This window comes from Sphingomonas zeae (assembly GCF_014197135.1).
Lineage (GTDB): Bacteria > Pseudomonadota > Alphaproteobacteria > Sphingomonadales > Sphingomonadaceae > Sphingomonas > Sphingomonas zeae.
On record NZ_JACIFA010000001.1, the window covers coordinates 584,709 to 607,525 of the forward strand.

The window sequence follows — 22,817 nt, forward strand, 5'->3', positions numbered from 1 at the left end:
ATATGAAACCCTTTCGGACCAGTAAGGTGAAGACGTGTTCAAAGGCTTGAGCCCCATCCTGTACAACGGCCGCGAGGTTTGGCCGCTGATCGAAGGCGGGAAGGGCGTTGCTGCGACCAATCACGCTTCTGCTGGCGCCTGGGCGGCGGCGGGCGGCGTCGGCACCGTGTCGGCGGTGAACGCCGACAGCTATGATGCCGAGGGCAAGATCATTCCCCAGATCTACCGCGCGCTGACCCGGCGCGAGCGGCATGAGGAACTGATCGAATATGCCATCGAAGGCGCGGTCCAGCAGGTGAAGCGTGCCTGGGACATTGCCGGTGGCAAGGGCGCGATCAATATCAACGTGCTGTGGGAAATGGGCGGCGCGCAGCGGGTGTTGGAAGGCGTACTGGCACGCACCAAGGGGCTGGTTGCGGGCGTCACCTGTGGCGCGGGCATGCCCTATAAGCTGTCCGAGATCGCGGCGCATCATCAGGTCAGCTATCTGCCGATCGTGTCCTCGGGCCGCGCCTTCCGCGCGTTGTGGAAGCGCGCCTATTCCAAGGCGTCGGAATGGCTGGCGGCGGTGGTCTATGAAGACCCCTGGCTGGCCGGCGGCCATAACGGCCTGTCCAACGCCGAAGACCCGTTGCAGCCGCAGGACCCTTACCCCCGCGTGAAGGCGCTACGCGACACGATGCGCGAGGGCGGCATTTCGGACGACGTGCCGATCGTGATGGCGGGCGGCGTCTGGTATTTGCGCGACTGGACCAACTGGATCGACAATCCCGAACTGGGCAAGATCGCCTTCCAGTTCGGCACGCGGCCCCTGCTGACGCAGGAAAGCCCCATCCCCGAGGAGTGGAAGCAGCGGCTGATGACGATCGAGGAGGGCGATGTCCTGCTCCATCGCTTCTCGCCGACCGGTTTCTATTCCAGCGCGGTACGCAATCCCTTCCTGCGCAGCCTGGAGGCGCGTTCGGAGCGCCAGATCGCCTTCTCCACCCAGGAAGCGGGCGATCATGTCTTCCAGCTCGACGTGGGCGTGAAGGGCAAGAATTTCTGGGTGACGAAGGGCGACCTGCTGCGCGCACGCGAATGGTTCGGTGCCGGCTTCACCATGGCGCTGAAGACGCCGGACAACACGCTGGTCTTCGTGTCGCCTGAGGAAGCCAAGGAAATCCGCAAGGATCAGGCCGACTGCATGGGCTGCCTGTCGCAGTGCCTGTTCTCGAGCTGGGCGGACAGCGAGACCAACTCGACCGGCCGTCTGGCCGACCCGCGCAGCTTCTGCATCCAGAAGACGCTGCAGGACATCGCTCATGGCGGCGATGTCGAGCAGAACCTGATGTTCGCGGGCCACGCGGCCTATAACTTCAAGCGCGATCCCTTCTATTCGAACGGGTTCGTGCCGACGGTGAAGCAGCTGGTCGACCGTATCCTGACCGGGGACTAAGCTATGGTGATGGTGCCGGAACTCTTCGCGACGTTATGCAGCGTCGCGGGGGCGATGGCACCATTTCCCGATGGCTGGTGGATCATCGGCAGCGCAGCGATGGCGCTGCATGGTGTCGATGCGGGATCGGTTCACGACGTCGATCTACTGATCGAAGCCGGACTGACCGATGCGGTATTCGATCATCTCGGCGTTGAGCGGATCGCATTGCGACCCGATCCCCTATTTTGCTCGATGGCGTTTGCGAAGTGGGATGCCGCGCCGGTTCCGGTCGAGGTGATGGCCGGTTTCCATGTCGCCGTTGCGGGACGCTGGCAGCCAGTCGAGCCGCGAACGCGCCAGCGGATCGTTACGGCAGAGGGGGCGCTGTTCGTACCCGACCGGCAAGAGTTGCTCGCACTGTTCCGCCTTTTCGGACGACCGAAGGACGCGCCGCGTATCAAAGCGCTGTTATCGGCGGAAGCGGCGGTGTGACCCGCCGCTTCCGCGCGATGGATCAGTCGGCGACGGTGCCGACCACTGCCCCTGCCGTACCGCCGACCGCGGCGCCTTTCTCGACGCTGCCGCCCGTCGCCGCCGCGACGCCTGCGCCGCCCGCACCACCGATGGCGGCGCCCTTGAGCGTCGAACAGGCTGAAATCGACAGGGTGGTCGCGACCAAGGTGAAGGCAATCGCCAGCTTTTTCATGGGGGTAGCTCCTGTTTGAATGACAGGAGGGGAATGCCGGGAAGCCAAAAGGGGTTCCGCGCCGCAACATTTTGACATGGAGCGAGGATCGACGATCCCGTCGGGCTGGGATGGGCATAAGGTTGATCCGAGCTATGGCCTGTGTCAGGCGACACGCCATGCAACCAGAAATCCGCGCCATCGTCGCCGCCTCGTCCCACGCCTTCGTGACCGGCAAGAAGGTCGCCGGACTCTATGACCAGTCAGCGGACCGGCATCTGCGGATCGCGGCGGAGGCCCGTGGCGAGCATCTACAGGGCCTGGACGGCGACCGAAACGTGAAGTTCGGCGGCACGCTTCCCGAACTGCGCGAGACCGGAACCGGCGCGGCGATCTATATGGAAGTCACCGATGGGGAGACCAAGGGGTTCGACCGCAGCAGCGCCGGCCACTTCACCTGCCGGATCGAGGATCAGGTCGTGCAACTCTACGATCACGCGGAGAGCGCATGGTTCACCTTCGTCGTCCAGACTGTCGAGTGATGGTGCTCGGCGGCTGATAGCGTCTCAAAGCCACCCCTCCAGCACCTGATCCGGCGGTCGGTGGCCGTCGGCCCAGCTGCGGATATTGGCGATGACCTTTTCGCCTGAGGCGACGCGCCCCTCCAGCGTGGCCGAGCCCATATGCGGGGTCAGCACGACATTGGGGAGCGCGAGCAGGCGCGGGTCGATTTCGGGCTCGTGCCGCCACACGTCCAGCCCCGCGCCCGCCAGCCGTCCATTCTCCAGCGCCTCGACCATCGCATCCTCGTCGACGATCCCGCCCCGGCTGGCGTTGATGAGATAGACATGGGGGCGCATCAGCGCGATGCGGCGGCGGTCGATCAGGTCGTGGCTGTCGGCGTTGAGCGGCGTATGGATCGACACGATGTCGACCGCGCCCAGCATCGCGTCGAGATCGTCATACCAGCTCGCGCCCAGCTCCGCCTCGATGCTGGCGGGCAGGCGGCGGCGATTGTGATAATGGATCGACAGGCCAAAGGCACGCGCGCGCCGCGCAACCGCCTGGCCGATCCGGCCCATGCCGACGATGCCCAGCGCCTTGCCGCCGATGCGATGGCCCAGCATCCCGCCGGGGCTCCAGCCCTTCCACGCGCCCGAACGGACCAGCTTCTCCCCCTCGGCCAGACGGCGTGGCACCGACAGGATCAGCGCCATCGTCATGTCGGCGGTGTCCTCGGTCAGGACGCCCGGCGTATTGGTGACGATGATGCGACGCGCGCGCGCCGCCTTCAGGTCGATATGGTTCACGCCTGCGCCGAAATTGGCAATCAGCTTCAGCCGGGGGCCAGCACCCGCGATCAGCTCCGCGTCAATCGCATCGGTGACAGTGGGGACCAGTACGTCGCAATCGGCCACCGCGGCGACCAGCCGCTCCCGGCTCATCTTTTCGTCGGATCGGTTGAACTGCGTTTCGAACAGCGCAGCCATCCGCTCCATCACGGGATCGGGCAGTTCGCGGGTGACGACCACCCTGGGGTTCAGGCAGCGGCGTGGATCGACCATGACCATCGGATTGCGGCAAGCCCGCAGGTCCGTCAACCGGTGTTCGGACTCGAACACGGTTGAAGCCTTGCCCCGGCTCGGCGTAGAGCAGCGAGCGGGCGGGCAGGCAGGTAAAGGGACATATGATGCGCAGGTCCATGGCCGGACTGGCAATTTTGGCGATGACGCTGGCGGCGGGGCCGCTCGCCCCGGCGGCGATCGCCGCGCCCGAAAAGCGCGCGGTGCCTTATTATGGGTCGATCGGCGCTTCGCTGGCGCGGATGCGGACGGGGCCGGCACGCACCTATCCCGCCAGTTGGACCTATCGCCGCGCCGACCTGCCGGTGAAAGTGGTCGCGGTGTTCAAGGAATGGCGCAAGGTGCAGGACCCGGACGGGACAGAGGGCTGGATGCTTGCGGTCCTGCTGCGCAACACCCGTACCGCGATCGTGCGCGGCGCCGATCCGCTGCCGATGCGATCCGCCCCCGATGACGGGGCCAAAACCTTGTGGCGTGCCGCACCGGGCGTGGTTGGGCGGATCAGCGAGTGTAATGGCGGCTGGTGCCGTCTGGACGTGAAGGGGCAGGCTGGGTTTGTGCCTGTCGGTTCGATATGGGGCGTCGAGCCGGGTGAGGTTCTGCCGTAGGTTCCTTAGGGCCGTTCGTTCACCTCCAGGCACGCCCCTCCCGCTTGCGGGAGGGGATGGGGGAGGGAATGCCGCGGGCGATGGTCTCGGTGAGACTCCTTGCCCTCCCCCAACCCCTCCCGCTTGCGGGAGGGGAGCAAGAAGGGGTTGCTCCCGTCTGCGGGCGGGGCGTGCACAGAACCGAGGGCTACCTCCTTACATCAACTCCACCGCCATCGCAGTGGCCTCGCCCCCGCCGATGCACAGCGACGCGACACCGCGTTTCGCGCCCTTCGTTTCCAAGGCCGACAGCAACGTCGCCAGCACACGCGCGCCGCTGGCACCGATCGGGTGGCCCAGCGCGCAGGCGCCGCCATGGACGTTCAACCGGTCGTGCGACAGGTCCATGTCGCGCATCGCGATCATCGCGACGGCCGCAAAGGCTTCGTTGACCTCGTAGAGATCGGCGTCCCCCGTCGACCATCCCGCCCGCTCCAGCGCCTTGCGCATCGCAAAGACCGGCGCGGTAGTGAAGCGGGCAGGGGCATGGGCGTGCGCCGCCTGCGCCACGACCCGCGCGATCGGGGTCAGGCCCAGCCGCTCGGCGACGCTGGCGCGCGTCATCACCAGCGCGGCCGCACCGTCCGAGATGGACGAGGCGTTGGCCGCCGTGATCGTGCCGTCCTTGGAGAAGGCCGGCTTCAGCGTCGGAATCTTGGCGGGATCGCCCTTGGCGGGCTGCTCGTCGAGGGTGATCTGCTCCTCGCCCTTGCGGGTCTTGACCGTGACGGCCACGATCTCGCGATCGAACGCGCCCGACCCTTGCGCCGCCTTGGCGCGTTCCAGCGAGGCGATGGCGAAATCGTCCTGGGCGCCCCGCGTGAACTGATATTCCTGCGCGGCTTCCTCGGCGAAATGGCCCATCAGGCGGCCGCGCTCATAGGCGTCCTCCAGTCCGTCGAGGAACATGTGGTCGTACAGCGTGTCATGGCCGATCCGCGCACCGCCGCGATGCTTGTGGCTGAGATAGGGGGCACCCGTCATGCTCTCCATGCCCCCCGCAACGATCAGGTCGGCCGATCCCGCCGCCAGCGCTTCCGCCGCCATGATCGCGGCCTGCATTCCCGATCCACACATCTTGTTGACGGTGGTCGCCTCGACATGCTCGCCCAGCCCGGCGAAGATCGCGGCCTGGCGCGCGGGGGCCTGGCCCAGCCCGGCGGGAAGGACGCAGCCCATGTGAATCCGCTCGACCAGCGCAGGGTCGAGGCCCGCCCGCTCGACCGCGCCCTTGACGGCGGCGGCGCCCAGCTGGGTGGCGGACAGGCCCGACAGGCTGCCCTGGAACGATCCCATGGGGGTGCGGGCATAGGACAGGATGACGATGGGGTCCGTCATGGCATACTCTCCGATTAGGTCTGTCTTGATGTCGTTGTTTGGTGCGGGCCTTACGCCTTTTGCTTGGGGGCGCAAAGAGGCTAGGGGCCGATTAAAGCCCCTCTCCTTCAGGGGAGGGGTTTGGGGTGGGGCGTCGCCACAGGCGTTGCGTTTGCGGAAACGCCCCACCCCCGACCCCTCCCCTGAAGGAGAGGGGGGAAGATAAGGGATCGGCATGACGTTCGGGGCGGCATCGGCTTTGTGGGCCGTCATCTATGGCGTGGCGGGCGCGATCATCGGGTCGTTCGTCGCGGCGCTGGTGCTGCGCTGGCTGGACGATCGATCGGTGCTGACAGGGCGCTCGGCCTGCGACCATTGCGGCGAAACCCTGCGGGCTTGGGAGCTGGTGCCGGTCCTGAGCTTCGTCGCGCTGCGCGGGCGCTGCGCGCGGTGCCGCCAGCCGATCGATCCGCTGCATTGGCGCATCGAAACCATCGCCGCGCTGATTGGCGTGTCGGCGGGCTGGGTCGCCGGACCGGATGGCTGGACGGGGGCGCTGTTCGGCTGGACGCTGCTGGCGCTGGGCGCGCTCGACGCGCTGGCCTTTTGGTTGCCCGATCGGTTGACCGCGTGGCTCGCGGGGGCGGGGCTGCTGACCGGGCTGCTCGGTCATGCGCCGTTGCTGGGCGAACGGATCGTCGGCGGGCTGGTTGGCTTCGGCGCGCTCTGGGCGATTGCCCAAGGCTATCGCTGGTGGCGGGGGCGCGAGGGAATGGGGGGTGGCGACCCCAAGCTGATGGGCGCGATCGGGCTATGGCTCGGCTGGCGGATGCTCCCCGGCGTGTTGCTGGCGGCGTGCGTCATCGGCATCGGCTTTGTCGCCTTGCGGCATCTGCTGGGGCGCCGGGCGAGCGGACAGGACATGGTGCCGCTGGGACTGCTGCTGGCACTGGCGGCTTACCCGGCCTGGATGTTGATGATAGGATTGGCCACATGATGCTTCTGTCGATCTTCGCTTTGGCACAGGCCGCCGTTCAGGCCGCCCCGGTCGCACCCCCGCTGCTGGGCGCGCTGCCCAAACAGTCGCTGCCCGCGCGCGGCTGCGCGGCCTATCTCTGGGCGGTGCAGGACCAGCGTTTCGTCGCGATGGTCGAGCCGGGCCGTTTGCGCATCATGCTGGACGGCAAACCGACCGATCTGGCCGCCGCCGAGGCCCGAGGCGGCGGGACGCTGGGGCTGGCGAGCACGACCCGCTATGCCGAGGCGGGTGTCACCGCGACGCTCGACATGACGATCACCCAGCGCGAGACGCTGCAGGACGGGGCGATCGTGTCGGATGCCAGTATTCGCCTAACGCGCGGGGATCAGGACGAAATCGTCGTTCCCGTCGGCGGCCTTGTCGGGTGTGCGCCCGCCGCTCGGTGAACCCCGGAGGGAACCTCACGGCTTCTGTCGGCGTTATGAAGCGGTGGGGGATCGTTCCGAATTACGGAAGAGCCCTGTGAGAAAGGGGCTTTTGACGGCGTGGCGGAACGGATCGGCAGACATACCTGGCTTGCGTTCGCGCTGATCGCTCCCACCCTTTTTCCCTCTCCGGTATCGGCGCAGCTGTCGAAGCCCGGCACCGCGCCCGCTCAAGGGCCGAGCCTGCCGCAGGATCAGCGTGACGGCGGCGCCGATCCGCAGGGCAACGCCCCGATCGTTCCCGATGCGCAGTTCAATGCCGCGCTGCCGCCGCTCAGCGGGGACATCAACGCGCCGCTGGAGCCGCTGTCGTCGATGGCGAAGGACCAGCCGCAGTCAGCGACCATTCCGGTTCCCCAGGCCGCCCCGCCCTTGCCGGGTGCGCAGACGACGCAGCCCCTGGCGACGGGCGAGGCGATCGGTGCGATCGCGCCCGAGGACCCGCAACTTGCCCAGCCGCTGACGCCGCTGGGCAGCTTCGAGTCGGCCCCGCTCGAGACCGCCGCTGATGCCAAGAGCCAGCGTGCCCCCGACATCCGCTATGACATGGATGTGCGCGGGCTCGCCGAGCTGAACCTGGACGATGAGTTCAAGGGGCTGTCGGCGCTGCGTGAGGGCAAGGGCAAGGCTGCCAATGCGACCCAGGTTTCGGCGCGGGCGCGCGAGGACGAGCAGCTGGCGATCCGTCTGATGAAGTCGCTGGGCTATTATGACGCCACCGCCGTCTCGACCCTGCAACGCGAAACCGCCGCCGACGGGGAGGCGGGACGTCTGAAGGTCGTGCTGACCGCGACGCCGGGGCGGCTCTATCGCCTGTCCTCGATCACGGTAAAGGCGCAGCCGACCGTGCCCACCGATCTGATCCGCTCCAACCTGCCGCTCAAGGTCGGCGACGCGATCGAGGCCGCGCGGATCGAGGGGGCGGAGGCCAATGTCAGCCTGGTCCTGCCTCAGCGTGGCTATCCCTTCGTCAAGGTGGGTCAGCGCGACATATTGCTGGAGGATCAGGGGCCGGAGCCGGTGGGCGCCTATACGCTGCCGGTCGATACGGGGCCGCGTTCCTCGTTCGGCAAGCTGACGACGGTCGGGGACAAGGTGTTCGATCTGGATCACCTCAATGTTTTCCCGCGTTTCGATGAGGGGCAGCTCTACGACTCGCGGCTGACCGACGATCTGCGCAACGCGCTGGTCGCGACCGGCCTGTTCAATGGCGTCGCGGTCGAGCCCAAGCAGACCGGGCGGATAAACCCCGACGGCACCGAGCAGATCGACCTGCAGGTCACTCAGACCAAGGGGCCGAGCCGTACCCTGTCGGGCGAAGGCGGCTATTCGACCGGCCAGGGCGTGCGTTTGCAGGGCAGCTTCACCAACCGCAACGCCTTCTCGCCCGAAGGCGCGATCATCGCCTCGGTCATCGCGGGCACGCAGGAACAGGGGCTGAGCGGCACCTTCCGCCGCTCCAATGCCGGGCGGCGCGACCGGACGTTCCAGGTCATCGCCTCGGCCAGCCATCAGAATTACGACGCCTTCGACGCGTTCATCGGTACGGTCGCTTTCCGTTGGAGCTATGACTCGACGCCGATCTGGCAGAAGAAGTTCACCTATGCCTTTGGCGGCGAGCTGACCGGCACGAACGAAAGCGTCTATGATTTCGCGCGCGGCGAGAGGGTGCGCGGGACCTATGGCATCGCGGCGATTCCGGGACAGGTGGTGTTCGACCAGTCCAATGACCTGCTCAACCCGACGCGCGGCTATCGTCTAAAACTGAACCTCAGCCCGGAAACCTCGGTGCGCGGGGCGGTACGGCCCTATGCGCGGACCATGGTGGAGGGGACCTTCTATTACCCCTTCAACGACAGTCTGGTGATCGCGGGCCGCGCGCGCGCGGGGGCGATCTTCGGCATCGACCGCGACGACCTGGCCCCGTCTCGGCGCTATTATGGCGGCGGCGGCGGGTCGGTGCGCGGTTACGGCTTCCAGCGGCTGGGACCGTTCGATCCGCAGGGCAACCCGGTCGGCGGACGCAGCCTGAACGAGTTCGCGCTGGAGGCACGCTATCGCTTCGGCAATTTCGGCATCGTGCCGTTCGTCGATGCGGGCAACAGTTACGAAAGCACGCTGCCCACGGGCAAGGACCTGCGCTTCGGTGCGGGCATCGGTGGGCGCTTCTACACCAATTTCGGGCCGCTGCGCGTCGACGTGGCCACGCCTCTGAACCCGCGCCCGGGTGACGGCAAGGTCGCCCTGTACATCTCGATCGGGCAGGCCTTCTGATGGCGGACGAACAGACCATGGCGCCTGAGCCCGTCAACGAAACCGTCATCGTGCACCGTCCGCTGTGGCAGCGGGTGCTCAAATGGATCGGCATCACGATCCTGGGCCTGATCCTGCTGGTCGGTGCCATCCTGCTGGGCATCAACACCGATCCGGGTCGCCGTTTCGTCGCGGACCAGCTGGGCGGCTATACCACGGCCTCGGGCCTGAACATCAAGGTCGGGCGGATCGAGGGGTCGCTCTATGGCCAGATGCGTCTGGTCGATCTGCGGGTCAGCGATCCCAAGGGCGTGTTCCTGTCCAGCCCACGCCTCGACGTCGACTGGCGGCCCTTTGCCTATACCAACAACCATATCGACGTCCGCGCGCTGAACGCCGATCTCGTGACGCTCGCAAGGCGGCCCGAGCTGAAACCGACGCCGAGCGACCCCAATGCGCCGCTGCTCCCCGATCTCGACATCGACGTGAATCGGCTGACCCTCAAGCGCTTGGTGATCGGTGCGCCGGTGACCGGGCAGCGCCATGTGCTGGCGATCGACGGCAAGGTGCATATCGCCGACCGCCGCGCGCAGGTGACGGCCAGCGCCGATGCGCTGCGCGGGCCGGGCGTCGCAGGCGGCGACCGCCTGCGCCTGATGCTCGACGCGGTGCCCGATGCCGACCGGCTGGCGGTCGACGTGAAGCTGACTGCGCCGACCGGCGGCGTCGTCGCGTCGATGGCGGGGCTGAAGGCGCCGCTGACCCTGTCGGTCGACGGACGCGGCGGGTGGAAGACGTGGCGGGGGCGTGCGATCGCGACGCTGGGCGGCGGCGAACTTGCCAATCTGAACGCGACCGCGCGCGACGGCCATATCCAGGTGCGGGGCGTGACCCGGCCCGGCCTGTATCTGGAAGGCCCGGTCGAACGACTGACCGCGCCTGCGCTCCAGGTGGCGATCGATACCACCCTCAACGAACGTCGCGCCGATACGCGGATGAAGCTGCGGTCCTCGGCCCTGATGGTCGATGCGGGCGGTCTGCTCGACCTTGCCAACAGCCGGTTCGGCAACTTCGCGGTCGACGCCAAGCTGCTGACGCCCGGCGCCATCGCGCCCAATTTGCGTGGTCGCGACGTGCTGGCGCGCGTGGTGCTGGACGGTGCGTTCGCGACGCCGACGGTGGACTATAAGATCCGCGCGGCGGCGCTGGGCTTTGGCGAGACTTCGGTGGAAAACCTCTATGCCGAGGGTCTTGCCAAGGTGAATGCCGACCGCATCCTGGTGCCGGTCAAAGCACGGGCGAAGCGGATCGCGGGGCTGAACGCCGCCGTGGGCGGGCTGACCAACAATGTCGCGATCCAGGGCGACTTCGCGGTCGCGATGCCCAATATCCTGTCGGACAATCTGCGCATCCGGTCGGACAATATCGACGCGACCGCCGTGGTCGTCGCGAACCTGAAGACCGGCCGCTACACCGGCGCGCTGAAGGGCCGGGTGAACAATTACCGGGTCGAGAGCATCGGCATCATCAACCTGACCACCGACGCCAATCTGGTGGCGACGCCGGGCGGTTTCGGGATGAAGGGCCGGGTGGTCGCCCGTACCTCGCAGATTTTCAACGAGGGTGCGCGCAACTTCCTGGGTGGCAATGCGACCATCCGCGCCGATGTCGAATATAGCCCGCAAGGCATCGTGACCTTCAGCGGCCTGCGGCTGGCCGCGCCGCAGTTCCGTGTGACGCGCGGCAGCGGGCGGTTCAATCCAGCCAATGGCGCGCTCGCGGTCGAGGCGGATGCCTATTCCAACCAGTACGGCCCGATCACCGCGCGGGTGACGGGATCGCAGACCAACCCGGTGATCGTGCTGCGCGCGGCCAAGCCGGGTGTCGGCGTCGGCCTTGCCAATCTCCAGGCACGGATCGTGGGGCAGAACGGCGCCTATGCCGTCAATGCTAGCGGCGACACCAATTACGGTCCCTTCACCGCCAATGTGCTGGTCGCCACCGGGCGGCAGCTGGCGATCGACGTCCGTAGCCTGGTCTTTGCCGGGATCAACGCGAGCGGGCGGGTGGTCCAGACGGCGGCAGGGCCGTTCGCAGGCGCGCTGCAATTTGCGGGACAAGGTATCAACGGCCGCGTCCAGCTCGCCGATCAGGGGGGCAACCAGCGCGCGGATGTGGCGGCGCGGGCTTATAACGCCCGTATTCCGGGCATGATCGACTTCACGATCGGCCGCGCCATCGTAAACGCCAGCGTGGTGATGTTCCCCAACGCGCCGCAGATCGTCGCGGACGCGCAGCTGGCCGATACCCGCTATGGCGAGGTGGTCATCCAATCCTCGCGCGCCAAGGTGAACTATACCGGCGGGCGTGGCACCGCGCAGGCGGTGCTGACCGGATCGTCGAGCATCCCGTTCAACATTGCGCTGAATGCCCAACTGGCGCCGAACAACTATCTGGTCGCAGCCAAGGGGCAGGCCAACGGCATCAATTTCCGCACCGCCAACCCCGCGCGCATCCAGAATGCGAAGGGTGAGTGGCAGGTGACGCCGACCCGGATCGATTTCGGACGCGGATCGGTGCTGGTGGCGGGCAGCTATGGCAATGGCCTGAAGGTGCAGACGCGGCTGGACAAGCTGCAGCTGTCGATCCTCGACGCCTTCGTCCCCAATCTGGGCATTTCGGGCGAGGCGAGCGGTGCGCTGGACTTCGCGCAGGCGCGCGACGCCAGCTTCCCGGCGGCCGAGGCGCGGCTGACCATCGCCAATTTCCGGCGCACCGGCCTGGCGGCGGTGTCGGAGACGGTGGACATCGTGTTCGCGGGCCGTCTGGTCCCCAATGGCGGTGAAGCGCGCGCGTTGATCCGGCGCGGGCAGACGGTGGTCGGCCGCATGGTCGCCAATCTCCGTCCATTGCCGCCGGGCAATGGCGGCTGGGTCAACCGGCTGATGCAGGCGCCGCTATCGGGTGGCATCCGTTATAACGGCCCGTCGGCGGTGCTGTTCTCCTTTGCGGCATTGCCCAACCAGCAGCTGAGCGGACCGATTGCGGTCGCCGCCGACTTCGGTGGCCGCGTTTCCGCGCCGCAACTGAACGGCCTGATCCGCGCCGACAATCTGACCTATGACAATGAAGCCTATGGCACCCGCCTGACCAATCTGCAGCTGGCGGGCCGCTTCAACAATGACCGGCTGGAGATCAGCCGTTTGCAGGCCAAGGCGGGCGAGGGGACGATCCAGGCCCAGGGTTCGATCGGGCTGGCGGCCGACAGCGGCTATCCGATCGATCTGCGCGCGCGGCTGAACAATGCGCGGCTGGCCGACAGCGATGCGCTCGCCGCGACGACCAGCGGCACGATCCGCCTGACCCACAATCGCGACGGCGGGCTGATCCAGGGCGACCTGACCGTGCCCAATGCGCGCTATCAGATCATCCGCCAGGGTCAGGCCGAGGTGCCGGAGCTGACCGGCGTGCGCCGTCGCAGCGAAATCCGCACCCCGCGTCCGACCGATCGGCCGGCCCCCACACCGCCGCCGGGGCTGTTCCGCCTCGACTTGCGGGTGCATGCGGACAATCAGCTGTTCGTCTCCGGCATGGGGCTGGAATCCGAATGGAAGATGGACCTGCGTATCGGCGGCACCAGTGCGGCGCCAACGATCAATGGCGGCCTCGATCTGGTGCGCGGCACGTACAGCTTCGCGGGCAAGCGGTTCGAGGTGAATCGCGGCACGGTCCGTTTCCGTGGCGGCGCGCTGACCGATCCGGACATCAATATCCAGGCGACGACGACCACCGATGGCATCACCGCGGTCATCAACGTCACCGGTACCGGCCAGCGTCCGCAGATCAGCTTCACCTCGACGCCGACCCTGCCGCAGGACGAGGTGCTCAGCCGGTTGCTGTTCGGAACCAACCCCGAAAACCTGTCGGCGACCGAGGCGATCCAGCTTGCCGCCGCGCTCAACTCGCTGCGCGGCTCGGGCGGCGGCGGGTTGAACCCGCTGGGCAAGCTGCGCTCGGCGACCGGGTTCGACCGTCTGCGCGTGCTGGGCGCGGACGAGGCGACCGGCCGGGGGACCAGCTTGGCGGCGGGCAAATACATCACCGACAATATCTATGTGGAGATCGTCACCGACGCGCGCGGCTTCACCGCCACCCAGTTGCAGATCGCGCTGACCCGCACGCTCAGCCTGCTGACCCAGACCGGCTCGTTCGGCGGATCGGCGGCGAGCCTGCGCTATTCGCGGGATTTCTAAGCGGGGTTTCGCCAAACTGTCACATACGGCAAGATGTTCGCATGACCCCCGAACACCTTGCCGCCGACGCCACCGCCATCCTGGCCGATCTGATCGCGATCGACACCACGTCGCGCGAGTCGAACCTGGAATTGATCGAATATGTCGAGCGGCATCTGGGCAGGATCGGCGTCACCGGGCGGCGGGTGTTCAACACCGACGGCCGCAAGGCCAATCTCTACGCCACCGTCGGCCCGATGGAGCCGGGCGGCGTCGTCCTGTCGGGACATAGCGACGTGGTGCCGGTCGACGGCCAGCCCTGGACGAGCGATCCCTGGCAACTGACCCGGCGCGGCGACCGGCTGCTGGGGCGGGGGACGTGCGATATGAAGGGGTTCCTGGCGCTGTCGCTGGCGCTGGCCCCCTATCTCGCGCGGCGGACCATGACGCGGCCGCTGCATCTTGCCATTTCCTATGACGAGGAGGTGGGATGTCTGGGCGCTCCCTCGATGATCGCCGAGATTGCGCGTGCGTTGCCATCCCCCGCCGCGGTGGTGGTGGGCGAACCGACCGAAATGGTGGTGGTCAGCGGGCACAAGGGCATCGCCACCTGGAACGTGACGGTGACGGGGCATGAGGCACATTCCAGCCTGATCCATTTGGGCGCGTCGGCGAATATGGTCGCGGTGCGGCTGATGCAGTGCCTCGCTGATCTCGCCGACCAGCTGGCGGCGGCGGGCGATCCGCACGGTCCCTTTTGCCCGCATCACGCCACGCTGACCATCGGGCAGATGAACGGCGGTACGGCGGTCAACATCCTGGCGCGCGAATGTCGCTTCGCCTTCGACCTACGCACCTTGCCGGGCCAGGAGCCCGAGGCGTTGCTCACGCCATTCTTTGCGGCATGCGAGGCGGCGGATGCGGAACTGCGCGCCCGTTTCCCCGAGGCTGGGGTCCGGGTCGAGCGGCGGTCGCGCACACCCTCCTTCGCACCCGAGGCGGACGGCGTGGCGGAGCGACTGGCGCGGCGCTGGGCGGGTGACAATGGCCCGGCACGGGCGGTGCCCTATGCGGCGGAAGCGGGACAGTTTCAGGGGGCCGGTTTCTCGACGGTGATCTGCGGCCCGGGGTCGATTGCCCAGGCCCACCAGCCAGACGAATATATCGAAATTCAGCAGATGGAACGTGGCGCCGCCTTCATGCTGCGGTTGGCAGACGACCTGGTCCAGTAACAAGCGCGATAGTTCGAAAATGACAAAGAAGTCATGGGGCGATCAAGCCGGAAACGGCGTTTAGATCGCCCCACAACCTAACATAGATTACCAGGGGCGGATCGATTCGCCCTGGATCAGCGCCAGAATGAACTTCAGCATGGGTTTTCTCCCTCATAGGCACCGTTTTCGATGCCCGAATATAGTTAATTCACCATTAACCATTACGCAATGGGCAAGTTAGGAAGGGCCAAGCGACTAGATCGGCGGGGCAAACGGGGTTAATACCTTGTTTAATCTCTGCCCGTAACTTTCCGGGCGTGAAGAACGGCCATTCCCGAATCGCGCCCGGCGCCCCGACCCCTGTCACGGCAGGTACAGATTCCCAGTGGCAATCGCTGGTACTGGTGGGCGTTGGCAACTTCACGCTGCTTCGCCGCCGGCTCGGCCGCGCGCTCATTGGCCTGCTGATCGATGCGGTAGCCGACCGGTTGGCCCAGTGCATTCCTGACGCCATTGCCCGGCCGACTGCGCCCGCGCAGGTCGAAGTGATGATCCGCGCCGCGACCCGCGAAGCGCTCGATGCGCAACTACTCACCATCGCCGAAATTCTGGGCCGCCCCTTTGCCCTTCCCGACGGCGATTGCTGCATCGAACCCGTGTTGGGCGCCGCCATCGCAGCCTTGCCCCATGACGACGACATCCGCCTTCTCGAAGAGGCCGAGCGTGCGCTCGCCGATGCGCAGGTCGAGGGGCGTCTGATCGTGCGCGAGATGACCGTCCCCACCGGACGGCTTGACCGAATCGCACTTGCGCACGAACTGACCTGCGCCATCGCCCAAGACGGTCTGTTCGTGGAATATCAGCCCAAGGTCCACGTCCGGCAACAGCGCGTGGCCAGCGTCGAGGCACTGCTGCGCTGGCGCCATCCGAGCTATGGGCTGATCAGTCCGGTAGAGTTCATTCCTGTTGCCGAAGAATCTCGGATCATCGGGCCGCTCACACTATGGATTTTGCGGCAGGTGATCGCCGACCAACGCCGTCTGGCGGCGGCCGGGCATGCCTTACGAATCTTCATCAATATCTCGGGCATGTTGCTGGGCGACCCGCATTTCGTACGCGAGGCTTGTGCGCTCGTCATCGACAGCGGAGCCTGTATCGGGTTCGAGATCACCGAAACCTCGGTCATCCGCGATCCCGACAGCGCGATGGCCAATCTTCAAGCCTTTGTCGACATGGGTATCGCGGTCGCGATCGACGATTATGGTGCAGGTCTTTCCTCGCTCTCCTATCTGAAGCAACTGCCCGCTTGCGAACTCAAGATCGACAAGCTGTTCATCACCCAGTTGACCAGCAGCAACCGCGATCCCCTGATCGTCCGCTCGACGATCGACCTTGCCCATGCGCTGGAAATGGAAGTTGTCGCCGAAGGAGTGGAGACACCCGCGACGCTGGCACTGCTCAGCGTCATGGGGTGTGACATGATCCAGGGCTATCTGATCAGCCGCCCAATTGGGTTCGATGCATTGATCCGCTTCTTGAATGAGCAGGCGCACGCAGCCGCCACGGCGTTGGCGAAGCCGATGCCCCTTGCCCGGCTTGTGGCCGATGCGCGCGGTTAGGCTGGGGCTTGTCGCCCTGGCCCTGCTGCTGTCGGGGATGGAGGTCCGGGCGGCCGAGCCCGGCCCCTCACGCGCCTATATGCGGGCAATCGACACGGCCAAGACCGACATGCTCCGCGACCCGGCGCTCGCCCTGCGCAGTGCCGAGCGGGCGCGTCGGGCCGCTGGGGCCATTGCCGATCCGCGTCAGCGTGCCCTGGCAATGGCGACCGCCGACTGGCTGCGGGGGGAAAGCGCGGTCCGTCTGGGACATAATAGGGAGGCGATGCAGGCCATTGCGGCTGCCATGCAGGCGACGCGGGCATTGGCTCCTGGATCCGACCTGATGGGCAACGTTCTGTTGTCGCAAGGGGGGCTGGCTCGATCAGACGGCCGGATCGCCGAGGCACTCAATGCCTATCAATCTGCGCACCGGGTATTCCAGCAAGTGAACGACACCCGGGGGCGGGCCAAGGCGCTTGTCCAGATCGCCGACCTGTACAACGACGCCAAGGATTTCACCTCGGCGCTCCGCTATCTCGAACAGGCGAGTAACACTTATCGGGGTGACGACACTTTCCGCCTGGCGATCCTCAACAACCGATCCCTGACCCTGAGCGAATTGTCCCGCCCCGCTGACGCGCTGGCCCAGCGTTACGAAGCGATGCGCCTGGCGCGGAAGATGAAGAGCCCGGTGCTTCAGGCCGTGATTGGCCGCAATGTCGCTCGCGCCCAATTGCAAATGGGCCGCGTCGCCGAGGCAGAATCCACCATCGCCGAGGTCGCGCGCCTCGATCCTAAGGCGAGCGCCGAAGATATCCGTGCGCTGCGCAGCATCGCGGCGCAAGCCGCCTTCCAACGTGGCCGACTGGCCGAAGCAGCACGGCTGATCGATCGCAGCTTCCAGGGCGTCGACCTTACGCGAACGACGGTATCGCAGCGCGACGCGCATCAAAGCGCCTATCATATCTATGCGGCGGCCGGGCGAACGGCTGACGCCCTCCGCCATTTGGAGGCGTTGAAGCGGATCGACGATGAATCGACGCGGCTGGCCACCTCGACCAATCTCGCATTGATGGGCGCGCGGTTTCATTTCGCCAATCAGGAACTGCGGATCGCGCGGATGAAGGCCGCCGACCTTCAACGGAACATCGCCTTCGAGCGGGAGCAACTGCGCACCGAACGGTTCATCCTGATCGGGTCGGTCGCAGCGATCGTCATGGTCTTCGCGCTGCTGGGCATCTGGCTGGTGACGCTGGGTCGCAGCCGAAACCGCATTCGCGCGGCGCATGGCGAGCTGGCGGCGACCAACGACCAGCTGGAAAAGGCGTTGGCGGTCAAGACCGAGTTCCTGGCGACGACCAGCCATGAAATTCGGACGCCGCTGAACGGTATATTGGGCATGACCCAGGTGATGCTGGCCGACGCGGCGCTGGCGAGCGAGCAGCGTGAGCGGGTCGAGGTGATGCACGGCGCCGGGCTGACCATGCGCGCGCTGGTCGACGACCTGCTCGACGTTGCCAAGATCGAGCATGGCCGACTGACGCTGGAGCATGTGCCGTTCGATCTGGAGACGACGGTCCGCGACGCCTCCCGCCTGTTCGAAGGGCAGGCGGCGGCCAAGGCGATCGGCTTCACGCTCGATCTGCGCGATTGCCCAACGATGGTGATGGGCGACCCGGCGCGCGTCCGGCAGATCATGTTCAATCTCCTGTCCAACGCGCTGAAATTCACCAGCGTCGGGCAGGTCGCTCTGGTCGCCCGCCGCCATGCCCAGACTGTGTCGATCAGCGTCACCGACAGCGGTATCGGCATTCCCCCCCACAAGCTGGAGGAGATATTCGAGGCGTTCCGCCAGGCGGATGCCAGCACCACGCGCCAATTCGGCGGCACTGGGCTGGGCCTGGCCATTTGTCGGCGTCTGGCCCGCGCGATGGGTGGGGACGTGACGGTAACGAGCGAGCCGGGCAAGGGATCGTGCTTCACGCTGGACCTGCCGCTGATCGAGGTCGAAACCGTGGCGGAGCCAGAGCGGCCCGTCGTCCTCATCGTCGACCGCAATCCCATCCGGCGCGCAATGTGGACCAGTCTATGCGCTCCCCATGCCCAGGTCCTGTTTGCCGGGAATGCCGAGGAGGCCACGCGTCGCCTGCAAGACGGCGGGGTGACGCAGGTGCTGGTCGACGACAGCGCGATCCGGGAGGAAGGGGTCGCCGCCGCGCTGGCCGGTATTGTCGCCGCCAGTCACCGTCCCTTGCCCGTCCATCTGCTATGGCCGGAAGCAGAATCGTTGGAGGGGAACAATTTAATTGCTGAGGGATTGATTGGCGTTATCGCCAAGCCGATCGCGGGGGCAGAGGTGATCAGGAAGATGTTCGACACCTCGCCGCAAACCACCGCTACGCCACTTGTAACGCAAGCGGCATGATCGTTAGGGCGGTCTCATGACCTCGATCACACACGCCATCCGGCTCAACGGGCGAAGGGGACGGCGATGAACGTCCTTTTCATCGAGGATGATAGGATGAACCGCCGCGTCGTGCGCGACATGCTGGACGTCGCCGGCGCCAACATGGCGGAGGCGGAGAATGCCGAACTCGGCCTCGAGATGATCGACCGCGGCGAGTATCACATGATCCTGATCGATCTGAGAATGCCGGGCATGGACGGCATCACCGCTATCCGCCACATCCGTGCGCGCGGCGACGAAAAGGCCGAGGTGCCGATCATCGTGGTCACGGCCGATAGTGGTGTCGATCTGCGCGAACGCTGCCTGAGCGCGGGGGCGGACGATGTCATCGTGAAGCCCGTCGCGATGGATCAGCTGTTCGAGGCGATGGGCCGTATCCTGGCGGGCGATCGCGGCGGCGCGATCATCGGCTGACTAGTCGCCCGCGTCCGGCTTGGGCCTGAGCGCCTCGGCCAGCGATGCGGTAGCGCTGCCGCGCTTGGCGGGCAGGGGCTGCGACGGATCGGGAGCCCAGCCGGTCAGGAAGACCAGGTTGAACTGTTCGGCCACGCGCCCGTCGGGATCGGCCATGTCGGCAAAGGCCGCCGCCGCCGTTGCCAGTGCCTCCCGCCCGATCGGACGCCGCTCGGCCAGAAGATTGCTGGCACCCATGCCGCGCAGATCGCCCAGCAGCCGCCCGAAACCGCGATAGCGCACCGCCAGCGTCTCGATATCCGCCACCGGCAGGGTGAAGCCCGCGCGCATCAGCAGGTCGCCCGCCGAGCGGACATCGACCTGCGGGTGGAGTCGTGCCACCGGTCGCTCCGCCTCGGCGATGCGCAGCGCCGCGCGCAGGCGGGGCAGCGATCCGCCGCCGACGAACGCCGCCAGGAACAGCCCGTCGGGCCGCAGCACCCGGCGGATCAGCGTCAGCGCGCCGGGCAAATCGTCGATCTGGTCGAGCACGCCCGCACTGACCACCAGGTCGAAGCTGCGATCGGCAAAGGGCAGGCGGTCCTCATCCCCCTGAACGCCGTGTGCGGCGTGGGCAAAGGCAAAGCCAGGGTCGAGCCGCGCCACTCGCGCTCCCGGCGGCGGCAGGAACCCGCCATCGAAACAACCCAGGTCCAATATGTCGCGGAACGGGCGGGTGACGGCATCCAGCCGCTCGGCCAGGCCGTCGAGCATCGCGGCGCGCAGGAAATCATGTTCGGCGAAATCGGGCTGGGCACGGTCGCGGCGCAGGCGGCGGGCGTGACGGTCGAAGATGGTGGACATGCTCACCCGCGCGCTTGTGCGCGCTCGCGCGATCGGGGACAAGGCAAAGCCGATGGGGGCGGGATCGAAACAGATCGGATTTGCGATAGAGCGGGGCCGAGCCGTGCTCACCGCCCCGCTGATGGCACTGGCATATTGGGCCTTGCCGCCACGCTGTCCGGGATGCGCCGAGCCGGTCGAGGCGGATCATCGTTTCTGTAGCCCATGCTGGGGTCAACTACGCTTTCTCGACACCGGGGGCTGTACGGCTTGCGGCATGCCGCTGGGCGGGCTGACGGGGCGATGCGGCGCGTGCCTGGCCGATCCGCCGCGTCATGCCGGTATCCATGCGGCAGTGGCCTATGGCCCGATCGCGCGCCAATTGCCGATCCGGCTGAAGCATGGCGGGCGGATCGGCGTGGCAGAGACGATGGCGGGGCCGATGGCGCGGCGGATGCCGCCGGGGGCCGACCTGCTGCTCCCCGTTCCGCTGCATCGCTGGCGATTGTGGCGGCGCGGCTTCAATCAGGCCGTGCTGATCGGCGAGGGCGTGTCGCGGCGCACCGGCGTGCCGCTGGCACGCGACGCGTTGCAGCGGGTGCGCGCGACGCCGCTGCTGCGTGGATTGTCCCCGAAACAGCGGCGCGCGGCGGTGACGGCGGCGTTTCGCGTCACTGATCCGGCGGTGGTAGGGGGGCGGCATGTGGTGCTGGTCGACGATGTCTACACCACCGGCGCCACGGCGGGGGCGTGCGTGCGGGCGCTGCTGGCGGCGGGGGCGGCTTCGGTTGCGATCCTGTGCTGGGCACGTGTGATAGAGGGGGCGGGCGATTGACAAGTGCCCCCCCGCGCCACACCTGAAGGGCATGGCAAAGGTCGAAATCTACACCAAAGCGTTCTGTCCCTATTGCACCCGGGCCAAGGCGCTGCTCGCCTCCAAGGGCGTCGAGCCCCAGGAATATGACATCACCATGGGCGGCCCCCAGCGTGCCGAGATGATCCAGCGCGCGAACGGGCGCACCACCGTGCCGCAGGTCTTCATCGACGGTCAGCATATCGGCGGCTCGGACGATCTGGCGGCGCTCGACAAGCGCGGAGGGCTTGACCCGCTTCTGGCGGTATGACCTCGATCGCGGTGTTGCAGATGACGGCGGGGATCGATCCCGCCGCCAATGCCGATGTGCTGGAACGCGCGATCGCCGAGGCGGCGGCAGCAGGCGCGGCCATGATCTTTACGCCCGAAATGTCCGGGCTGATCGACCGCGACCGCACGCGGGCCGCAGCCCATCTGACGACGGAAGACCGGGATCCGGTGCTCGCCCGCGTTCGCGCGGCGGCGGCGGAGCACGGCCTGTGGGTCCATCTGGGCTCGCTGGCCATGCGCGTGGAGGACGGGCGGCTGGCCAATCGCGGTTACGTCATCGACGATCGCGGCGACATCCGCGCGCGCTATGACAAGATGCATTTGTTCGATGTCGACCTGCCCAGCGGTGAAAGCTGGCGCGAATCGGCCGCCTATGTACCGGGCGACCGCGCGATCGTGGTCGACACGCCGGTGGGTCGGCTGGGCCTGGCCATCTGCTATGACCTGCGCTTCCCGGCGCTGTTCGCCGCGCTGACGGAGGCTGGGGCGACGATCCTGTCGGTGCCCGCCGCCTTTACCCGGCCAACCGGTGGGGCGCATTGGCATGTGCTGCTCCGCGCGCGTGCGATCGAGGCGGGCGTGCATCTGGTCGCCGCCGCCCAGACCGGCGAGCATCAGGACGGCCGCGCCACCTATGGTCATTCGCTGGTCGTCGGCCCCTGGGGCGAGGTGCTGCTCGACATGGGCGAGGCGGCGGGGCTGGGCTTTGCCGCGATCGACCCGACCCAGGTCGAGGCGGTGCGGGAGCGACTGCCCGCCATCCGCCATCGCCGCGCCATCCCGTCGGTGGTGCGGGCATGATCGTCTTCGACCTGCGCTGTTCGGGCGGGCATGTGTTCGAGGCATGGTTTGCCTCGTCCGCCGCCTATGCGGAACAGCGGGACAAGGCGCAGGTCGAATGCCCGCTCTGCGGCGACCGCATGATCGAAAAGGCGGTGATGGCGCCGCAGATCGCCGCAAAGGGCAATACCAAGCCCGACATGCCCAATCCCCAGGCGATGAAGGCCGCGCTCGAACACCTTGCCCAGGCCCAGGCAAAAATGCTGGAGAAATCGACCTGGGTCGGCTCCGCCTTTGCCGAAAAGGCGCGCGCCATGCACGAGGGTGAGGCGCCCGTGACGCCGATCCACGGTCAGGCCAGCCTTGCCGAGGCCAAGGCGCTGGTCGAGGAGGGCGTGCCGGTCGCGCCTTTGCCCTTGCCCGTGGTGCCACCCAAGCTGGCGAACTGAGCGGTGCACGGAGGAGCGGGAAAGCGCTCTGGACCCCATGGCGCAGGGTCTGTATCACGCGGCTAGCATGAGGCCCCGTAGCTCAGCAGGATAGAGCATCAGATTCCTAATCTGAGGGCCACTGGTTCGAATCCAGTCGGGGTCACCATGCAAATTTCCCCTCATGCTGGCACAGGCGATTTTTTTGGGTCGGACCTCGCGGGACCGTCTGGCGCCCGAATGCGTGCAAACGTCGGAAATCCGCCATCGAGCTTCGTGAACCTTCTGTCATGAGTTAAGCCCGACACGGCCATAAATAACCGATTTTCAACCTATTCAGTATATC

The 22,817-nt window shown here is 66.8% G+C and carries 20 protein-coding genes and 1 tRNA gene; 17 read left to right on the forward strand and 4 right to left on the reverse strand.

Going from position 1 to position 22,817, the window contains the following annotated elements:
* Window positions 1–34 precede the first annotated feature (34 nt).
* Both GGR45_RS02835 and GGR45_RS02840 read left to right on the forward strand, forming a co-directional pair.
* Window positions 35–1,438, forward strand: coding sequence for an NAD(P)H-dependent flavin oxidoreductase (locus GGR45_RS02835; protein WP_175314032.1), 1,404 nt, complete (start codon window positions 35–37; stop codon window positions 1,436–1,438).
* A gap of 3 nt (window positions 1,439–1,441) precedes the next feature.
* Complete coding sequence (locus tag GGR45_RS02840; protein ID WP_246357998.1) at window positions 1,442–1,912, forward strand: hypothetical protein; 471 nt, start codon at window positions 1,442–1,444, stop codon at window positions 1,910–1,912.
* A gap of 22 nt (window positions 1,913–1,934) precedes the next feature.
* Here the strand turns inward: GGR45_RS02840 and GGR45_RS02845 are convergent, their stop codons facing one another.
* Window positions 1,935–2,126 carry a hypothetical protein gene (locus tag GGR45_RS02845; protein ID WP_175314034.1) on the reverse strand — a complete coding sequence of 64 codons (192 nt, stop codon included), beginning with the start codon at window positions 2,124–2,126 and terminating at the stop codon, window positions 1,935–1,937.
* A gap of 158 nt (window positions 2,127–2,284) precedes the next feature.
* Here GGR45_RS02845 and GGR45_RS02850 point away from each other — a divergent pair, with 158 nt between their 5' ends.
* The gene (locus GGR45_RS02850; protein WP_175314036.1) at window positions 2,285–2,647 is read left to right on the forward strand and encodes a hypothetical protein; all 363 of its coding nucleotides are present in this window, start codon (window positions 2,285–2,287) and stop codon (window positions 2,645–2,647) included.
* A gap of 24 nt (window positions 2,648–2,671) precedes the next feature.
* Here GGR45_RS02850 and GGR45_RS02855 read toward each other — a convergent pair whose 3' ends face one another.
* Entirely contained in the window at window positions 2,672–3,670 is a 999-nt protein-coding gene (locus tag GGR45_RS02855; protein ID WP_175314211.1) for a 2-hydroxyacid dehydrogenase, read from the reverse strand.
* A 122-nt stretch (window positions 3,671–3,792) separates the two neighbouring features.
* On the opposite strand from GGR45_RS02855, the gene GGR45_RS02860 reads away from it, so the two are divergent.
* Entirely contained in the window at window positions 3,793–4,296 is a 504-nt protein-coding gene (locus tag GGR45_RS02860; RefSeq protein ID WP_419790002.1) for an SH3 domain-containing protein, read from the forward strand.
* A 195-nt stretch (window positions 4,297–4,491) separates the two neighbouring features.
* On the opposite strand, the gene GGR45_RS02865 is transcribed toward GGR45_RS02860, so the two are convergent.
* Window positions 4,492–5,673, reverse strand: coding sequence for an acetyl-CoA C-acyltransferase (locus GGR45_RS02865; protein WP_175314038.1), 1,182 nt, complete (start codon window positions 5,671–5,673; stop codon window positions 4,492–4,494).
* A gap of 214 nt (window positions 5,674–5,887) precedes the next feature.
* Here GGR45_RS02865 and GGR45_RS02870 point away from each other — a divergent pair, with 214 nt between their 5' ends.
* The 8 genes from GGR45_RS02870 to GGR45_RS02905 all read left to right on the forward strand — a co-directional run bounded on the left by GGR45_RS02870 (window position 5,888) and on the right by GGR45_RS02905 (window position 19,297).
* Entirely contained in the window at window positions 5,888–6,649 is a 762-nt protein-coding gene (locus GGR45_RS02870) for a prepilin peptidase (RefSeq protein ID WP_175314040.1), read from the forward strand.
* Window positions 6,646–7,077: a hypothetical protein gene (locus tag GGR45_RS02875; protein ID WP_175314042.1), complete on the forward strand. Its 432-nt coding sequence runs from the start codon at window positions 6,646–6,648 to the stop codon at window positions 7,075–7,077. The genes GGR45_RS02870 and GGR45_RS02875 overlap by 4 nt, the downstream gene beginning before the upstream one ends.
* Window positions 7,078–7,176: 99 nt before the next feature.
* Window positions 7,177–9,390, forward strand: a complete 2,214-nt coding sequence (locus GGR45_RS02880) for an autotransporter assembly complex protein TamA (protein WP_415640794.1) — start codon at window positions 7,177–7,179, stop codon at window positions 9,388–9,390.
* Window positions 9,390–13,622, forward strand: a complete 4,233-nt coding sequence (locus GGR45_RS02885) for a translocation/assembly module TamB domain-containing protein (RefSeq protein WP_175314044.1) — start codon at window positions 9,390–9,392, stop codon at window positions 13,620–13,622. Before GGR45_RS02880 ends, GGR45_RS02885 begins: the two co-directional genes overlap by 1 nt.
* A 41-nt stretch (window positions 13,623–13,663) precedes the next feature.
* Window positions 13,664–14,833 carry an acetylornithine deacetylase gene (argE, locus tag GGR45_RS02890; RefSeq protein ID WP_175314047.1) on the forward strand — a complete coding sequence of 390 codons (1,170 nt, stop codon included), beginning with the start codon at window positions 13,664–13,666 and terminating at the stop codon, window positions 14,831–14,833.
* A 386-nt stretch (window positions 14,834–15,219) separates the two neighbouring features.
* Window positions 15,220–16,434 carry an EAL domain-containing protein gene (locus GGR45_RS02895; RefSeq protein ID WP_285138965.1) on the forward strand — a complete coding sequence of 405 codons (1,215 nt, stop codon included), beginning with the start codon at window positions 15,220–15,222 and terminating at the stop codon, window positions 16,432–16,434.
* Window positions 16,403–18,841: a tetratricopeptide repeat-containing sensor histidine kinase gene (locus tag GGR45_RS02900; RefSeq protein WP_175314051.1), complete on the forward strand. Its 2,439-nt coding sequence runs from the start codon at window positions 16,403–16,405 to the stop codon at window positions 18,839–18,841. Before GGR45_RS02895 ends, GGR45_RS02900 begins: the two co-directional genes overlap by 32 nt.
* A gap of 66 nt (window positions 18,842–18,907) precedes the next feature.
* Window positions 18,908–19,297 carry a response regulator gene (locus tag GGR45_RS02905; RefSeq protein ID WP_175314053.1) on the forward strand — a complete coding sequence of 130 codons (390 nt, stop codon included), beginning with the start codon at window positions 18,908–18,910 and terminating at the stop codon, window positions 19,295–19,297.
* Here the strand turns inward: GGR45_RS02905 and GGR45_RS02910 are convergent, their stop codons facing one another.
* Complete coding sequence (locus GGR45_RS02910; protein ID WP_175314055.1) at window positions 19,298–20,140, reverse strand: class I SAM-dependent methyltransferase; 843 nt, start codon at window positions 20,138–20,140, stop codon at window positions 19,298–19,300.
* Between GGR45_RS02910 and GGR45_RS02915 the strand changes: the two genes are divergently transcribed.
* The 5 genes from GGR45_RS02915 (at window position 20,139) to GGR45_RS02935 (ending at window position 22,640) form a co-directional block, all read left to right on the forward strand.
* Complete coding sequence (locus tag GGR45_RS02915) at window positions 20,139–20,954, forward strand: ComF family protein (RefSeq protein WP_285161248.1); 816 nt, start codon at window positions 20,139–20,141, stop codon at window positions 20,952–20,954. The genes GGR45_RS02910 and GGR45_RS02915 overlap by 2 nt on opposite strands.
* 31 nt (window positions 20,955–20,985) lie before the next feature.
* Complete coding sequence (grxC, locus tag GGR45_RS02920) at window positions 20,986–21,243, forward strand: glutaredoxin 3 (RefSeq protein WP_175314057.1); 258 nt, start codon at window positions 20,986–20,988, stop codon at window positions 21,241–21,243.
* A complete protein-coding gene (locus GGR45_RS02925) occupies window positions 21,240–22,064 on the forward strand; it encodes a carbon-nitrogen hydrolase family protein (protein WP_175314059.1) in 825 nt (274 codons plus the stop codon). Before grxC ends, GGR45_RS02925 begins: the two co-directional genes overlap by 4 nt.
* Entirely contained in the window at window positions 22,061–22,492 is a 432-nt protein-coding gene (locus GGR45_RS02930; RefSeq protein WP_175314061.1) for a DUF1178 family protein, read from the forward strand. The genes GGR45_RS02925 and GGR45_RS02930 overlap by 4 nt, the downstream gene beginning before the upstream one ends.
* A 71-nt stretch (window positions 22,493–22,563) precedes the next feature.
* Window positions 22,564–22,640, forward strand: a tRNA-Arg gene (locus GGR45_RS02935).
* The last annotated feature ends 177 nt before the right edge of the window (window positions 22,641–22,817 follow it).

Bases quoted from the DNA above. Each gene is read 5' to 3' on its own strand.
- argE (WP_175314047.1), top strand. From the start codon at position 13,664: ATGACCCCCGAACACCTTGCCGCCGACGCCACCGCCATCCTGGCCGAT.
- GGR45_RS02875 (WP_175314042.1), top strand. From the start codon at position 6,646: ATGATGCTTCTGTCGATCTTCGCTTTGGCACAGGCCGCCGTTCAGGCC.
- grxC (WP_175314057.1), top strand. From the start codon at position 20,986: ATGGCAAAGGTCGAAATCTACACCAAAGCGTTCTGTCCCTATTGCACC.
- GGR45_RS02925 (WP_175314059.1), top strand. From the start codon at position 21,240: ATGACCTCGATCGCGGTGTTGCAGATGACGGCGGGGATCGATCCCGCC.
- GGR45_RS02930 (WP_175314061.1), top strand. From the start codon at position 22,061: ATGATCGTCTTCGACCTGCGCTGTTCGGGCGGGCATGTGTTCGAGGCA.
- GGR45_RS02860 (WP_419790002.1), top strand. From the start codon at position 3,793: ATGATGCGCAGGTCCATGGCCGGACTGGCAATTTTGGCGATGACGCTG.
- GGR45_RS02905 (WP_175314053.1), top strand. From the start codon at position 18,908: ATGAACGTCCTTTTCATCGAGGATGATAGGATGAACCGCCGCGTCGTG.
- GGR45_RS02910 (WP_175314055.1), bottom strand. From the start codon at position 20,140: ATGTCCACCATCTTCGACCGTCACGCCCGCCGCCTGCGCCGCGACCGT.
- GGR45_RS02845 (WP_175314034.1), bottom strand. From the start codon at position 2,126: ATGAAAAAGCTGGCGATTGCCTTCACCTTGGTCGCGACCACCCTGTCG.
- GGR45_RS02855 (WP_175314211.1), bottom strand. From the start codon at position 3,670: ATGGTCGATCCACGCCGCTGCCTGAACCCCAGGGTGGTCGTCACCCGC.
- GGR45_RS02850 (WP_175314036.1), top strand. From the start codon at position 2,285: ATGCAACCAGAAATCCGCGCCATCGTCGCCGCCTCGTCCCACGCCTTC.
- GGR45_RS02865 (WP_175314038.1), bottom strand. From the start codon at position 5,673: ATGACGGACCCCATCGTCATCCTGTCCTATGCCCGCACCCCCATGGGA.
- GGR45_RS02840 (WP_246357998.1), top strand. From the start codon at position 1,442: ATGGTGATGGTGCCGGAACTCTTCGCGACGTTATGCAGCGTCGCGGGG.
- GGR45_RS02870 (WP_175314040.1), top strand. From the start codon at position 5,888: ATGACGTTCGGGGCGGCATCGGCTTTGTGGGCCGTCATCTATGGCGTG.
- GGR45_RS02915 (WP_285161248.1), top strand. From the start codon at position 20,139: ATGCTCACCCGCGCGCTTGTGCGCGCTCGCGCGATCGGGGACAAGGCA.
- GGR45_RS02885 (WP_175314044.1), top strand. From the start codon at position 9,390: ATGGCGGACGAACAGACCATGGCGCCTGAGCCCGTCAACGAAACCGTC.